Raw genomic sequence first — 14,342 nt, forward strand, 5'->3', positions numbered from 1 at the left:
CATGAGACTCGTCCAACTTCGCACCGCCAACGGCCCGCGGGTCGCCGTGGTCGAAAGCCGCGACCAGCTGCGCCTGCTCGACTTCCCGGGCGGCACCTATGAGCTGGCCTCTCGCGCCATCGAGCTGGGCATCGGGCTCAGCGCGCTGATCGAGCAGCACTACTCGCACACCCTGGTCGACTACAAGCAGGCCATCGACCGCCGCGAACTGCTGCCGCCGGTCACCCATCCGGATCGCGCGCGCTGCACCGTCACCGGCACCGGCCTGACCCACCTGGGCAGCGCCGATACCCGCGACGCCATGCATGCCGCCGCACAGGCGCAGGATGACGCAAGCCTTACCGACTCGATGCGCATGTTCCGCCTGGGGCTCGAGGGCGGCAAGCCTGCCGAGGGGCAGGTCGGCGCGCAGCCGGAATGGTTCTACAAGGGTGACGGCAGCATCGTGGTGGCACCGGAAACCGCGATCAGCGTGCCGGCCTTCGCCAAAGACGCCGGTGAAGAGCCCGAGCTGGTCGGCCTGTACTTGAACGATGCCAACGGTCAGCCGCATCGCATCGGCTACGCGGTAGGCAACGAGTTCTCCGACCACATCACCGAGCGCGCCAACTATCTATGGCTGGCCCACTCCAAGCTGCGCGCCTGCAGCTACGGCCCTGAACTGCTGATCGGCGAGCTGCCCCAGCACCTGGAAGGCACCAGCCGCATCACCCGCGACGGCCAGACCCTGTGGGAGAAGCCCTTCCTGACCGGTGAGGCCAACATGGCCCACAGTCTGGCCAATCTAGAGCACCACCACTTCAAGTACGCCCAGTTCCGCGCGCCGGGAGATCTGCACGTGCACTTCTTCGGCACCGCCACCCTGAGCTTCGCCGATCAGATCAAGGTGCACGAAGGCGATCGCTTCGAGATCGAACTGACCGCCTTCGGGCGTGCACTGCGCAATCCCGTCGCGTTCGAGACCCACGTCAACGACGCTGAGCAGCCATCCGCCATGGCGGTGCTGTGAGCACGCTTGATCAGTACGAGCCATAGAGGAGGGATCAGGGCCTGGAGGGTTTCGCCACCACCCGGCCCTGACCCCGTCAGCACCAGCGCCGGTAACACCAACAGCACCAGCAACACCGGCGTCAATAACGCCTGTACGCATCAGAAGCATCACGACAATAACGAGAAAAGGGCTTCGCCATGACACTCTCGACCCGCCACACCACCGCCACCCTCCTGTCCACCGCCCTTGCCAGTCTGCTACTGGCAGGCCCCGCACACGCCGCCACCTCGCTGACCTTCGCGCATGCGCATCCGGTCACCGACTCACAGCACCTGGCCGCCGAACGCTTCGCCGAACGTCTGGCAGAACGCAGTGACGGTGAACTGACCGTCAAGATCTTCCCCAACGGTCAGCTGGGCAATGACCAGGCGATGATCTCGGGCGTGCGCAGCGGCACCATCGATATCGAGCTCTCAGGCAATCCCTACTTCAGCGGGCTGGTCGGCGAGCTGAACGTGCTCGACCTGCCCTTCCTGTTCGACACCCGTGAGCAGGCCTATCAGGTGCTGGATGGCGATATCGGCCAGGAGCTACTGACCGCCATGCAGCCGCAACAGATCGAAGGACTGGCCTTCTGGGAAATCGGCTTTCGCAATCTCACCAACTCGCGACGCGCGGTCGAGAACGCCGATGACGTCAGCGGCCTGACCCTGCGCACCACCCCGAATCCGGCGCATATCGCCGCCTTCCAGGCACTCGGCGCCAATCCGACCCCGATGCCCTTCGCGGAGCTTTATACCGCGCTGGAAACCCGCACCGTGGATGGCCAGGAGAATCCGGTCAGCCTGATCCGCTCCGCCAACCTGTATTCCGTACAGGAGCACCTGTCGCTCACCGCACACGCCTACACCGCCGCCCCCTTGATCATGAACAAGCAGACGTTCGACAGCCTCGCGCCCGAACTGCAGACGCTGATCAAGGAAGAAGCTCAGGAAGCGGCCCGCTATCAGCGCCAGCTCAATCATGACAATGAGCAGGGCGATCTGGCCTTCCTCGAGGAGCAAGGCATGCAGGTCGTGCGTGAGCCCGATACCGCCAGCATGCGTGCCAAAGTCGCCGAACCGGTGCGCGCCGAGTTCACTGCAAAGCACGGCAGCGAGCTGCTGGATCGCATCGACACCGCGCTTGCGCGCTGATCACGCTCGCCTGACTCGCCCATGCAAGGAGGCACGCCATGCTCTCTGACTCACTCCAATTTCCGGTAATGCCTGCGTCTCTTGCCGAACTGGACGAGCAGCGCGCACGTTATCTGGCCACCCGCCAGGAGGAAGATCTGCCGATCATCGATGCCCACATGCATGTCTGGGATCCGACGCAGAACTACCACTCCTGGCTGTGTGATGAGCCGATGATCCCCTTCCGCTACGGCGACTACTCCGCGATCCGTCGCCCTTACCTCCCCGCCGAGCATCTCAAGGCGGCGGGCGAGGCGCATCGGTTGCTTGGGTGTGTCTACATGGAGGCGGAATGGGCGCGGGGCGATGCGCTCAAGGAAGTGCGCTGGATCGAGGAGACTGCCCGCGAGAGCGGCTGGCCCGATGCCATGATCGCCCAGGCCTGGCTGGATCAGGATGACATCGGCGAGCAGCTCGAGAGCCTTTGCACATCAAGAAGGGTCAAGGGGATTCGTCACAAGCCGGCCGCACTGGAGCGCCACGATCCGGCGCTTGCCACCCACGCCTTGCCCGGCTCGCTACGCTGCCCGCGTTATCAGTCCGGCGTCAGTGACGTCGCCCGCCACGGGCTGATCTTCGAGCTGCAGGTGCCCTGGTGGCACCTGGCGGAACTGCTGCCGCTGCTGGAGCGCCATCCCGAGATGCCGGTGGTGATCAATCACGCCGGCGTGCCCGGGGATCGTGATCCCGACACTCTGCGGGAATGGTCACATGCCCTCGCCAGGGTCGCTGTCTGGCCGCAGGTGATGATCAAGTTCTCGGGTCTCGGGATTGCGGGTCAGGCCTGGCGCCCGGAAGACAACCGCGAGGTCTTCGACAGCGTGCTGCGTCATTTCGGGGCCCAGCGCGTGATGTTCGCCAGCAACTTCCCGGTCGATGGGCTGGTGACCTCTCTCGACACGCTGTTTCAGGGCTTCAAGACACTCAGTCGTTCGCTCAGTCCCGAGCAGCGACTCGCGCTGTTCTGCGACAACGCCGTGCGCTGCTATTCGCTGGACACCAGCGTCCAGTGACCGATCGACACCGCAGCGATCTACTCAGCAACGATCGCCATCACCACGATTGCCATAACAACGATTGCCATAACAACAACTCGCAAGGAATTCGCCATGTCCATCCGCCACGCTCTGCTCAACAAAACGCTGCTCAACAAAGCCCAGTCCAACAAAGCGCTGCTCAAAAAATCCCAGCACACGAACGTCCTGCTCAAGACGGTCTCCACCCTGGGGCTGATGTTGACCTTCGCGACTACCGCTCACGCCGAGATCACCGCGCGCATGGGCACCAGTCTGCCAGATGCCCACCCGCAGACGCTGGGCGCCAAGAAATTTGCACAACTGGTCGAGGAGAAGTCGGACGGCGAGATCACCATCACGGTGTTCTCCAACGGCATTCTGGGCAATGACGTCAACATGACCTCGATGCTGCAGTCAGGGACCCTGGATTTCACCGCCCCCTCCACTGCGACCCTCAGCAGCCTCAATCCTGATTTCAACATCGTCAGCCTGCCCTTCCAGTTCGATGACAGTGAACATGCCGATGCGGTGCTGGATGGTGAGGCCGGCCGTGCCCTGCTCGCAAGCCTCGATGACAAGCAGCTGGTGGCACTCGAGTACTGGGAGAACGGCTTCCGTCACATGACCAACAGCCGCCGTCCCATCGAGACGCTCGAGGATATCGAGGGCCTCAAGATTCGCACCATGCAGAACGCCCTCTACATCGACCTCTTCAATGGACTGAATGCCAACGCCGTACCCATGTCGGTCAATGAACTGTTCACCGCCATGGAAACCCGCACGGTGGATGGTCAGGAAAATCCCTACACCGTGATCGACGCCAAGCGCTTCTTCGAGGTCCAGACGTACCTGTCGCGTACCGCGCATGCCTATGACGCCCAGGTGCTGGTCGCCTCGGCGGGCTTCATGCAGTCACTCGATGACGCCCAACGCCAGCTGGTCCGCGAGGCCGCTCGTGAAGCCACGCTATATCAGCGTGAACAGAGCCGTGCCATGAACGAGGAACTGCTGAGCGAGCTGCAGGACAAGATGACCGTCAACGTGGTGGCGGACAGTGAACGTCAGCGCATGCGTGAGGCACTGGCACCGGTGATCCAGCAGCACACCCAGGCACTGGACCCGGCGGTGGTGACGCAATTCCAGGCAGCGCTGGCCGACGCCCGCTAGTCCCGACGACCAGTTCCAGCGACCAGTCTCAGAAAATGACCCGCGGCAGTGCTGCCACGGCTCGCCACAGCGTCGCACTGTCGCGCCGTCATCGAGATGCTTCCTTCGGGGATAACACCATGAACAAACTGACCCAAGAGATGCCGTTATCCATGTCGATCAAACCGCCCATCGCGCCATCCTCCGAGCCACGGGGGAGCCACGCCACCCCGCTGGCATCAGCAGCGCCTACCCGCACTGCCACCGGTATCACGACGATCTTCAAAGGACTGGAGAAGGCCCTCACCCTGCTGATGGTGCTGGCACTGGTGGCGATGATCGCGCTGGTCTTCGTCAATGTCGTGCTGCGCTACGGCTTCAACAGCGGCATCTCGATCAGCGTCGAGCTGTCCCGCTTCCTGTTCGTCTGGGTCACCTTCATGGGCGCCGTGACGGCATTGATCCGCCATGAGCACCTGAGCGTCAACACCTTCGCCGACAAGCTGCCGGCGGCATATCGCAGGGTGCTGGATCGCGTCGTCACCCTGGTGATGCTCGGCTGCTGCCTGATGCTGCTCAAGGGCAGCTTCGATCAGACGGTGCTCAACTGGCGCAATCTCTCTCCCATCAGCGGCATTCCCGTCGGCGTCTTCTATCTCGCCGGCCTGATGGCAGGCGTATTGATGTCGCTGATCCTGCTGTGGCGATTGCTGACGCCCCTTGCCCTACATGGCATCACGCCACCGAATGCCGCCAGCCCCTCATCTGATCAGCAAGGAGACACGCCATGACCATCGGGCTCTTCCTCGGCTCCCTGCTGGCCGCCATCGGCCTGAGCCTCCCCATCGCCTTTGCCCTGCTGGTCAGTGCCATCGTGCTGATGCTGCATCTGGATCTGTTCAACTCGCAGATCCTGGCCCAGAACCTCGTCAACGGCGCCGACAGCTACACCCTGCTGGCCATTCCCTTCTTCCTCACCGCCGGGGAAGTGATGTCGCGTGGCGGGCTCTCCCAGCGCATCGTCACACTGGCGATGTCGCTGGTGGGCCACCGCAAGGGCGGACTGGGTTTCGTGGCCATCTTCGCCGCCATCGTCATGGCCAGTCTGTCCGGCTCCGCGGTAGCGGATACCGCCGCGCTTGCCAGCATGCTGCTACCGATGATGCGCAAGGCGGGCTATCCGCTGGGTCGCTCCTCCGGCCTGATGGCCGCCGGCGGGATCATCGCGCCGATCATCCCGCCCTCGATTCCGCTGATCATCATCGGGGTCGCCGGTGGCATCTCGATCGGCAAGCTGTTCCTCGCCGGGATCGTGCCGGGGCTGATCATGGGCGTGACCCTGGTGGTGATGTGGCTGTTCATGACCCGCAAGGAAGATCTGGTCGTCACCAAGAAGGCCAGCGGGCGGGAGCGCCTCAAGGCACTCAAGGACAGCTTCTGGGCCATCATGCTGCCGGTCATCATCATCGGCGGAATCAAGAGCGGCATCTTCACCCCGACCGAAGCCGGCGTGGTCGCCGCGGTCTACGCCATCTTCGTCGCCACCGTGGTCTACCGCGAACTGGACTTGAGCCAGCTCTACGCCGTCCTCGCCCAGGCCGCGCGCAGCACCGCCATCGTGATGTTCCTGGTGGCCGCTGCCATGGTCGCCTCCTGGCTGATCAGCATCGCCCAGCTGCCGCTGATGGTCGCCGGTCTGCTGCAGCCGCTGGCCGATGATCCGCGCATCCTGATGCTCGCCATCATGGGCATCGTGCTGGTGGTCGGCATGGTGATGGACCTGACCCCGACCATTCTGGTGCTCACGCCGATCCTGATGCCCATCGTCAAGCTGGCCGGTATCGATCCGGTCTACTTCGGGATCATGTTCGTCCTCAACTGCGCCATCGGCCTGATCACCCCGCCGGTCGGCAACGTGCTCAACGTGATCACCAGCGTCGGCAACCTCAAGTTCGAGAAGGCGGTCAGTGGCGTCGCGCCCTTCGCCCTCGCCTATGTGGTGATCCTGCTGCTGTTCGTGGCCTTCCCGCAGATCATCACCGTGCCCCTGTACTGGATGACGGACTGACCCGCAATTCTGCAGTTCTGAAGGTCGCCAGCGCCACTTACGACAACCGAGCCATTCACGACAACAACGACAAGAGAGCCTTTCCATGACGCCCATGCTCAAGACCTCCCTCGCCAGTCTGCTTCTCCTTGCGCCAATGAGCGCCGCGCACGCAGCCACCGTGCTCAAGCTGGCGCACGCGGCCCCGACCACCGATACCCAGCAACAGGCGGCCGAACGCTTCGCCGAGCTGGTCAAGGAAGGCACGGATGGCGAGATCACCGTCAACATCTTCGGCAACGGCGTCCTCGGCGGTGATCAGCAGATGATCGCCGGCGTACGCAGCGGCACCATCGATATCGAGCTGTCCGGCAATCCCAACTTCGCGGGCCTGCAGCCGGCGCTGGGCGCCTTCGATCTGCCCTACATCTTCCCGGACCGCAAGACGGCCTATCAGGTGCTGGACGGCAAGGTCGGTGACGATGCCCTGGCACTGCTCAAGCAGGACAACCTCAAGGGTCTGGCCTTCTGGGAGGTCGGCTTCCGCGCGATGACCAACTCCAAGCACCCGATCAAGACACCCGCGGATGTCGATGGCCTGGTGATGCGCACCAACTCCAACAAGTCACTGATCGAGGCCTTCTCTCTGCTCGGCGCGAACCCGGTGCCGATGCCGCTGGGTGAGCTCTACACCGCGATGGAGACGGGCACGGTCGATGCGCAGGACCACCCGATCAGCATCGTCTGGTCGGCAGGCTTCTACGAAGTGCAGGACTACCTGTCGCTGACCAATCAGGCCTATACCTCGCTGTTGATGGTGATGAACGACGACACCTTCGAGAGTCTGTCACCGGAGTATCAACAGGTACTGGTGAGCGCAGCACGTGAGGCAGGTGATTATCAGCGCGACCTGAACGCGAAGAACGAGCAGAAGATTCTCACTGAACTGGCCGCCAAGGGCATGAAGATCGAGACCGAGGTCGATACCGCCGCCTTCCAGAAAGTCGTGCTGCCCACCTGGGACAGCTATATCGCCGCCAATGGCCGTGACTGGATCGATGCCATCCAAGGCGCCAGTCAGGCCAGTGCCGATGTCGCGACCGACGCCCAGCCGCAAGGCACTCAGAAGACCACGGCCGCCGTGACTCAGTAACGCCTGAACGGTTGCTCGTTTTATCTATCTGTCACCCCAGCGAGGGCATAAGCCCTCGACATACAGGCCCTCGCTGATTGGAGAAATGTCATGTCCCGAGATGTTCTGCTGCTCAACCAGAAATGCGCGCATACGCTGAGCCTTTACGACGCCACCAGCGGCGAGGAGCTCAATCACCTGCGCCTGCCGGACTACCCACATGAGTTCGTGGTGGATTCCACCGGCCGCTACGCCTTCGTGGGCCACTACGGCATCCTCGGCGCCGACTGTATTGGCGATCAGGGCGGCTGCTCGGTGTTCGTGGTCGATCTCGAGACCTTCACGCTGGTCAACACGCTCAGCACCTGGCCGTACTACCGCATCCATGGGCTGGGCATCGATGAGCAGGATCGTCTGTATGCGATGAGCGAGGGCCACAACACCCTCTTGTTGTTCAACACGCCTCTGACCCAGTCCACGCCGGACTTGGCCGTATCCTCCGGTGGCTACAAGACCCACCTGTTCGCGCTCACCAAGGCAGGCGACTGGGCCTATGGCATCAACCTGCTCAGCAACACCATCACCAAGTTCAAGCCGCACGATGCCACCTTCGCGCCCATCGCGATGATTCCGGGCCGCAAGCCGGAGGGCAACAGCCTGTCCGCCGATGGCCGCACCCTGTTCATCAGCAATCGCGATGACGACAGCATCGTGGCGGTGGATACCGAATCGATGACCGTGCACGCCTCGGCGACCACCGGTCGTGACCCCAATCGCATCTACCGTGACCCCAGGGGCCGCCTGATCACCACCAACTACGGCGAAAGCTCGCTATCGCTGTTCGATGAGGCGCTGGCACCGCTGGGCACCATTCAGCTTGAGGCGATTCCCATCGCGATGAGCTTCCATCCGGATGGCGAGCAGGCCTTCGTCTCGCTCAAGGGGGATCGCATCGCGGTGCTGGATCTGGAGAGCGGTCAGGTACGCCGAAGCTTCGCGACGCGCGCCGAACCGGACGTGTCTTGCTTGCTGGTGCGTGACCACTGAGTCAGTGGGCACTTGATACTTCTTGCCAGGACACGAGCCAGTCATGACGGATAACCCAATACAGCGCGAACCTTCACAAAGCCAGCCGCTGATCGATGCGCACCACCATCTCTGGGCACTGGATGGCCAGGTGGCGTATCCCTGGCTGGAAGACTCGCCGGTGGAGAACTTCTTTCTCGGCGACTATGCCGCGATTCGCCAGCCCTTTCAGGTCGCGGATCTCAAGCGTCTGGTGCCTGAGGGCTTCGAGCTGGTCGGCAGTGTGCACTGCGAAGCCGAAGCGTCACGTCCACAGGCTGAGAAAGAGACGCGCTGGATTACCGAGCAAGCAGTCATTCATGGCCTGCCGAGTGCGCATGTCGGCTGGGCGGCCTTTGGTACTCCTGCGTGCGCCGAGCAGCTGGACGCGCAATGTGACTCAGCGCTGTTTCGTGGCGTGCGTGCCAAGCCGGTCACCGCCGCCACGCCTCAGACCCGCCAGTCGGTAACGGGAACCAGCGGCAGTCTGCAGGACCCACGCTGGTGCGAGGGACTGGCGCTGCTCAAAGCGCGTGACCTGAGCTGGGACCTGCGCGTGCCCGCCTGGCATCTCGAAGAGGCGGCCACGACGCTTCAGGACTACCCCGGCTTGCGCGTCATTCTCAATCACAGCGGCCTGCCGTGGGATCGCACGCCGGAAGGCCTCGCCCAGTGGCGCGCAGGCATGCGGGCGCTTTCTGAGAACCCGAATGTCGCCGTCAAGCTCTCGGAACTGGGCACGCCCTGGCATGCCTGGGATGCCAGCGCCAATCACGAGCTGCTCTGCGAGGTACTGGACATCTTCGGCCCCAGTCGTTGCCTGTTCGCCAGCAACTTCCCGGTCTCCGGCCTCAAGGTCAGCTATGGCGACTGGCTATCGCTGGTGACCGGCGCCATCGCGCAGACGGCGTCTCACGACCACCGCCAGATCGCGTTCGACCAGGTTCTGCACGACAACGCCATTCACTGGTATCGGCTGCCGATTGCCGCTATCACCCACGATGCCAGACCCACCCAACATGCCAGACAGGAGGCACCATGACACTCAACGGCCATCAGCTCATCGGACAGCGCAGCTTTGCCGCCAAGGGCGAGGCGATCCACGCCATCAATCCGGCCACCGGAGAGCGCCTGGCGCCCGGCTACCCGGGGGCCAATGCAGGGGATGTGGAAGACGCCTGCCGACTGGCCGGCCAGGCCTTTGATGCCTATCGCGCCACGACGTCCGAAGAAAGAGCCCTCTTCCTCGAGACCATCGCCGAGGAGATCGAGGCACTCGGCGAGACCCTGACCCAGCGTGGAATGCAGGAAACCGGCCTGCCTGAAGCACGCCTGAACGGTGAACGCGGTCGCACCTGCGGCCAGCTCAAGCTGTTCGCCAGGGTGCTGCGTCGCGGTGAGTGGCAGGATGTGCGCGTCGATCCTGCACTGCCGGATCGCACTCCCCTGCCGCGGGCAGACCTGCGCCAGCGTCAGATCCCGCTTGGCCCGGTGGCCGTCTTCGGTGCCAGCAACTTCCCATTGGCCTTCTCGGTGGCCGGCGGCGATACCGCCTCCGCACTGGCCGCAGGCTGTCCGGTCGTGGTCAAGGGACACTCGGCCCACCCGGGCACCTCGGAACTGGTCGGTCAGGCCGTCGCGCGCGCCGCCCGGCGTTGTCAGATGCCGGAAGGCGTCTTCTCGTTGCTGTTCGGCCCCGGCAATGAGGTCGGTCAGGCACTGGTCAAGCATCCCGAGATCCAGGCGGTCGGCTTTACCGGCTCGCGCAGTGGGGGTACCGCCCTGCTGACGCTTGCCCAATCGCGTCCGCAGCCGATTCCGGTCTACGCCGAGATGAGCAGCATCAATCCGGTCATCCTGATGCCGGCGGCCCTGGAAGCCCGCGCCGAATTGCTGGGTGAGGCCTTCGTCGGCTCGCTCAACATGGGCGCCGGGCAGTTCTGCACCAACCCGGGGCTGGTATTGGCAGTGAAAGGCGCAGCGCTGGAACGCTTCAAGCAGGCGGCCATCCCTGCCATCCAGGCAAGCCCGGTGCAGACCATGCTGACACCCGGCATCCACAAGGCCTATGCCCAAGGCGTCGCGAGCCTGTCCGAACAGCCAGGCATCACCTGTCTGGCCAGCGGTGAAAGCGACTCCCCCATCGCCAGCCCGTGTCAGACACAGCTGTTCAGCACCCAGGCGAGTGACTTTCTTGCCAATGAGGCCATGCAGGCGGAAGTCTTCGGCTCCAGCTCGTTGATCGTCGAATGCAAGGATCTCGCTCAGCTCAAGCAGGTCTGCAGTGCACTCGAAGGCCAGCTGACCGCCACGCTGCATCTCGATGAGGCAGATCACACCGCGGCCTGCCACTTGCTACCAGTGCTGGAGCGTCGTGCAGGCCGCATCCTCGTCAATGGCTGGCCGACAGGGGTCGAAGTCTGTGACGCCATGGTGCATGGCGGCCCCTGGCCCGCCACCTCCGACAGCCGCACCACCTCGGTCGGCACCGCCGCCATTCACCGCTTCCTGCGTCCGGTCTGCTATCAGGACCTGCCGGATGCCCTGCTCCCGCCGGAGCTCAAGCACGATGCGCCCTCAGACATCAGCCGACTGGTGGATGGGGAGCGTCAGGTCATACGATGACAAACAAAAAAGCCCGCCAATTTGGCGGGCTTTTGTCATTCATATCCTTGATACCGTCAGCATTCCCACGATGCGAGAAACCGAATCTTCGCGATCCTCTAACAATAACGATAGACACCGTCTTGCTTGAGGATCATCCCATCGCTTTCCAGTGCAGAGAGGTATTGACGTGCCTTCTCGACGTCACCGTCAAGCAGATAGCGATAAATGACCTTGCTCAAGTACGTGATTGAACGCGCAGTTCGAGAATAACGGATATTGGGAGGATCAATACTACAATCGAAACGCGTCACGGGGGTACGCCAATCGCCATAGTTCTCAGTCAAGTAACGATCTGCATCTGCAGCACCTTTGACTACCTGACTGCCCAAGGTGTAGTCAGTCAACGAAAACTCCGAGTTGTCCCACCGGTGGATAGCGGAGCCATGCCAGACGACGCTCCCCTCTTGCACATGAACAAAAAGGTCAGCGACAAGGCCGGTATGGTGCACGAGCTTGACAAGTATCGGCTGAGTCAATCTGGAATATCGCACGGCACGCTCGGATACGACTTCCCGAAAAGTACAATAACTTTCTGACTTTATGAACCAGGTATTGTTGGATCCAGCAACAGCATCTCGAAGTTGCTTGATATCAAAGTCCTTGGCGTCGACACCGATATCAATATCGTAGTCATGTCCCAAGAAATCCTGTTCTCTCACGGCTCCAAGAAGCGTGCCACTGATGACATACCAGGGCCACTCAAGGCTACCCATCAAACTATCGCAATCCTTGATCGTGCGATAGGCATCATTCTTGTCAAACGACTGCGCTGACTTCTGGAACTTATGCGCCACGACAGGCGCTGCTGTCGGATTGTCCATGTCAGCGCTGATGATCGACAATGCATGATTGACGCTGGCGCAGAAAGATTTGTCATATTGCCAGAGTGAGTCTTGCGGAGAGATGACCAGACTGCTGGTAGACGTATCACGATCATTATCACACTCTGAGAAATCGGCTTTTTCCAGCTTCCCACCATGCAGATCAGCCTGCCAGATATGGCGTTCAAAGTCAGTGATGCGCCGGTTGTCAGCCAACCAGGCAATGAGGCAGTCGGCCGCCTTGGTAGACATTTCTTCAGAAATATCGAAAAAGAAATCAGACCTAGTCGACACTGGCAGCCACCCGGTATGCGCAAACCAGATGCCTCGCCGCACGACGATTTTCAGTCCATTGCTTCGCGATGCGAGCTTGATACTGTCTACCGCTACGGCCAGAGGCGCACCCAACATCCACACACCAATGCCGGATAACAAGGCCAAAGGATAACGAAGTAATGGGTGGCGTGGTTTATTCAAAAACCGTAGAAGCCGATAGGATTTTTCGACTTCGATATTCATTTCACTTTCACCAATGTGTCAGTACGCATGTTTATGGATCAAACCCTTGAAGAGAGTCAGCATGATGATACGTAAGTCCAGCCATAATGACCAATGCTCTACATACCACAGGTCGCATTCAATTCGCTTGGCCAGGTCCGTATCGCCTCGCCAACCATTGATCTGTGCCCAGCCCGTGATACCGGCCTTGACCATGTGCTTTTGCATATAACCAGGAATTTCGTGACGAAGTTTTTCGACGAAGATCGTGCGCTCCGGACGCGGCCCCACGATTGACATGTCACCTTTGAGCACGTTGAGGAACTGCGGCAACTCATCCAGGCTGGTCTTGCGAAGGAACCTGCCCACAAGGGTAGTTCGTTTCGCCTGGGCATTTCCCCACTGCACCCCACCCTTTTCACTGTCGACTGGCATCGAGCGGAATTTCAGCATCTTGAAGGGCTTTCCGTTCAACCCGACCCTTTCCTGGGTATAGAACACCGGGCCCGCAGAGGTACATTTCACCAATAGCGCGATAAGCGCCAATAAAGGTGACAGCAGAATCACGATGATCAATGACAGCAGGCGATCCTCGATCCACTTGAGAAGCTTTGCCCCCAGCGACATGCGACTGCAACTCAGATCAAGCATGAACAGACCGGCAACATCTGATACATCATGGTTGATAAGGCGAAAATCACGCATATCGGGCATGTAACGCACATTGCAGGTCGTCAGGCTCAACTCTGACTGGATATCACGAACCAGGTTACCTTGCGTCAATGGGAGACAGATCCAGACTTCCTGCTCCTGATGGACGATCTGTTGGTCAGGCTGGTAGCGCTCTGGCTCAATCGCGCTCCACCCCCAATGCTCAATCCCCCCAGTCAAGATGACTCGTTCTACATCAAAGCCTGCTGTCGGGATCTTGGCCAGCTGACGCACTGCACCAACACAGGTCAAGGCATCACCAATCAAGAGGACGCTTTTGCGGTTCTTGCCCTTGGCTCGCAGATGGTTGAGAACAGGATAAGCAATCGCACGAATCAGGATGGAGTATGTCGTAGCACTTACCATCCAATAGCCAACCCACAGCCGGGAGAACTTGTCACCTGTCTTGGTCATGAACATGACCAGCGCCAACAGCCCTCCCAACATCATGTATCCGGCCATGATCTGGAATACCAGACGGAAGCGGACTTGTCCTCTCCAGGAACGATAGATATTGAAATGCGGCAATACCAGAAGAGCTAATATCCCCCCCAGCAACATGCCCCAACCATATCTCTCGGAAACATCCAGTCCCCCAAAATGGAACCAATGTGCACTGAACCCTGCCAGAAAGATAATACAGAAATCGACCAGGCGTACCAATTCAGTGGTATACATGGTATAGCCACTCAAGACACGATTTTGAACTTTCATAGCGTTTGTAACATCATCATTATTCAAGATCTCTACGGAGCAATTCCAAGACTTCGAAAGCCTTGATGAGATCTTCATGAGGAATTGACAAGAACCGCTTCAGTGAGCGTTTCAGATCCGTCGTGGATATATCCTTGGTGCGCTCCATATACAGCACTTCACAATATTCCTGCAGGAAGTCGAACTCCCCTTTCCAATCTTCCCCTATTGCGAAAGTATCGACATTATATTCCTTGACGTCGCGTACTTTTTGCTCCCAGTCGTTTTCAGGAATCACGAGATCTACACAATCTGTCTCT

Annotated in this window: 12 protein-coding genes and 1 pseudogene; 10 read left to right on the forward strand and 3 right to left on the reverse strand. The window is 60.7% G+C overall.

The features are described from left to right. The first annotated feature begins 1 nt into the window (after position 1). The 10 genes from araD1 (at position 2) to OW493_RS16410 (ending at position 11,257) form a co-directional block, all read left to right on the forward strand. On the forward strand, positions 2–1,009 hold the full coding sequence (araD1, locus tag OW493_RS16365) for an AraD1 family protein (protein WP_289864928.1): 1,008 nt from the start codon (positions 2–4) through the stop codon (positions 1,007–1,009). Positions 1,010–1,188: 179 nt separating this feature from the next. Further along, on the forward strand, positions 1,189–2,187 hold the full coding sequence (locus OW493_RS16370; protein WP_289864929.1) for a TRAP transporter substrate-binding protein: 999 nt from the start codon (positions 1,189–1,191) through the stop codon (positions 2,185–2,187). Positions 2,188–2,225: 38 nt separating this feature from the next. Continuing rightward, on the forward strand, positions 2,226–3,239 hold the full coding sequence (locus OW493_RS16375) for an amidohydrolase family protein (protein ID WP_289864930.1): 1,014 nt from the start codon (positions 2,226–2,228) through the stop codon (positions 3,237–3,239). A gap of 96 nt (positions 3,240–3,335) precedes the next feature. Further along, complete coding sequence (locus OW493_RS16380; protein WP_289864931.1) at positions 3,336–4,409, forward strand: TRAP transporter substrate-binding protein; 1,074 nt, start codon at positions 3,336–3,338, stop codon at positions 4,407–4,409. A 119-nt stretch (positions 4,410–4,528) separates the two neighbouring features. Beyond that, positions 4,529–5,179 carry a TRAP transporter small permease gene (locus OW493_RS16385; RefSeq protein ID WP_289864932.1) on the forward strand — a complete coding sequence of 217 codons (651 nt, stop codon included), beginning with the start codon at positions 4,529–4,531 and terminating at the stop codon, positions 5,177–5,179. Next, entirely contained in the window at positions 5,176–6,456 is a 1,281-nt protein-coding gene (locus OW493_RS16390) for a TRAP transporter large permease subunit (protein ID WP_084208304.1), read from the forward strand. Before OW493_RS16385 ends, OW493_RS16390 begins: the two co-directional genes overlap by 4 nt. 85 nt (positions 6,457–6,541) lie before the next feature. Further along, positions 6,542–7,588 carry a DctP family TRAP transporter solute-binding subunit gene (locus tag OW493_RS16395; RefSeq protein ID WP_289864933.1) on the forward strand — a complete coding sequence of 349 codons (1,047 nt, stop codon included), beginning with the start codon at positions 6,542–6,544 and terminating at the stop codon, positions 7,586–7,588. Between the two features lie 90 nt (positions 7,589–7,678). Beyond that, a complete protein-coding gene (locus OW493_RS16400) occupies positions 7,679–8,614 on the forward strand; it encodes a YncE family protein (protein WP_289864934.1) in 936 nt (311 codons plus the stop codon). Positions 8,615–8,657: 43 nt separating this feature from the next. Continuing rightward, positions 8,658–9,674 carry an amidohydrolase family protein gene (locus tag OW493_RS16405; protein ID WP_289864935.1) on the forward strand — a complete coding sequence of 339 codons (1,017 nt, stop codon included), beginning with the start codon at positions 8,658–8,660 and terminating at the stop codon, positions 9,672–9,674. Then, positions 9,671–11,257 carry an aldehyde dehydrogenase (NADP(+)) gene (locus OW493_RS16410; RefSeq protein ID WP_289864936.1) on the forward strand — a complete coding sequence of 529 codons (1,587 nt, stop codon included), beginning with the start codon at positions 9,671–9,673 and terminating at the stop codon, positions 11,255–11,257. The genes OW493_RS16405 and OW493_RS16410 overlap by 4 nt, the downstream gene beginning before the upstream one ends. A gap of 98 nt (positions 11,258–11,355) precedes the next feature. On the opposite strand, the gene OW493_RS16415 is transcribed toward OW493_RS16410, so the two are convergent. The 3 genes and pseudogenes from OW493_RS16415 to OW493_RS16425 form a co-directional block, all read right to left on the reverse strand. After that, positions 11,356–12,639, reverse strand: coding sequence for a hypothetical protein (locus OW493_RS16415; protein WP_289864937.1), 1,284 nt, complete (start codon positions 12,637–12,639; stop codon positions 11,356–11,358). A gap of 18 nt (positions 12,640–12,657) precedes the next feature. Next, positions 12,658–14,007: an undecaprenyl-phosphate glucose phosphotransferase gene (locus OW493_RS16420; protein WP_127734907.1), complete on the reverse strand. Its 1,350-nt coding sequence runs from the start codon at positions 14,005–14,007 to the stop codon at positions 12,658–12,660. 55 nt (positions 14,008–14,062) lie between these two features. Continuing rightward, a pseudogene (locus tag OW493_RS16425) lies at positions 14,063–14,342 on the reverse strand (hypothetical protein); the annotation flags it as partial.

The sequence above is a fragment of the Cobetia sp. 14N.309.X.WAT.E.A4 genome, from assembly GCF_030397495.1.
Taxonomy (GTDB): Bacteria; Pseudomonadota; Gammaproteobacteria; order Pseudomonadales; family Halomonadaceae; genus Cobetia; species Cobetia marina.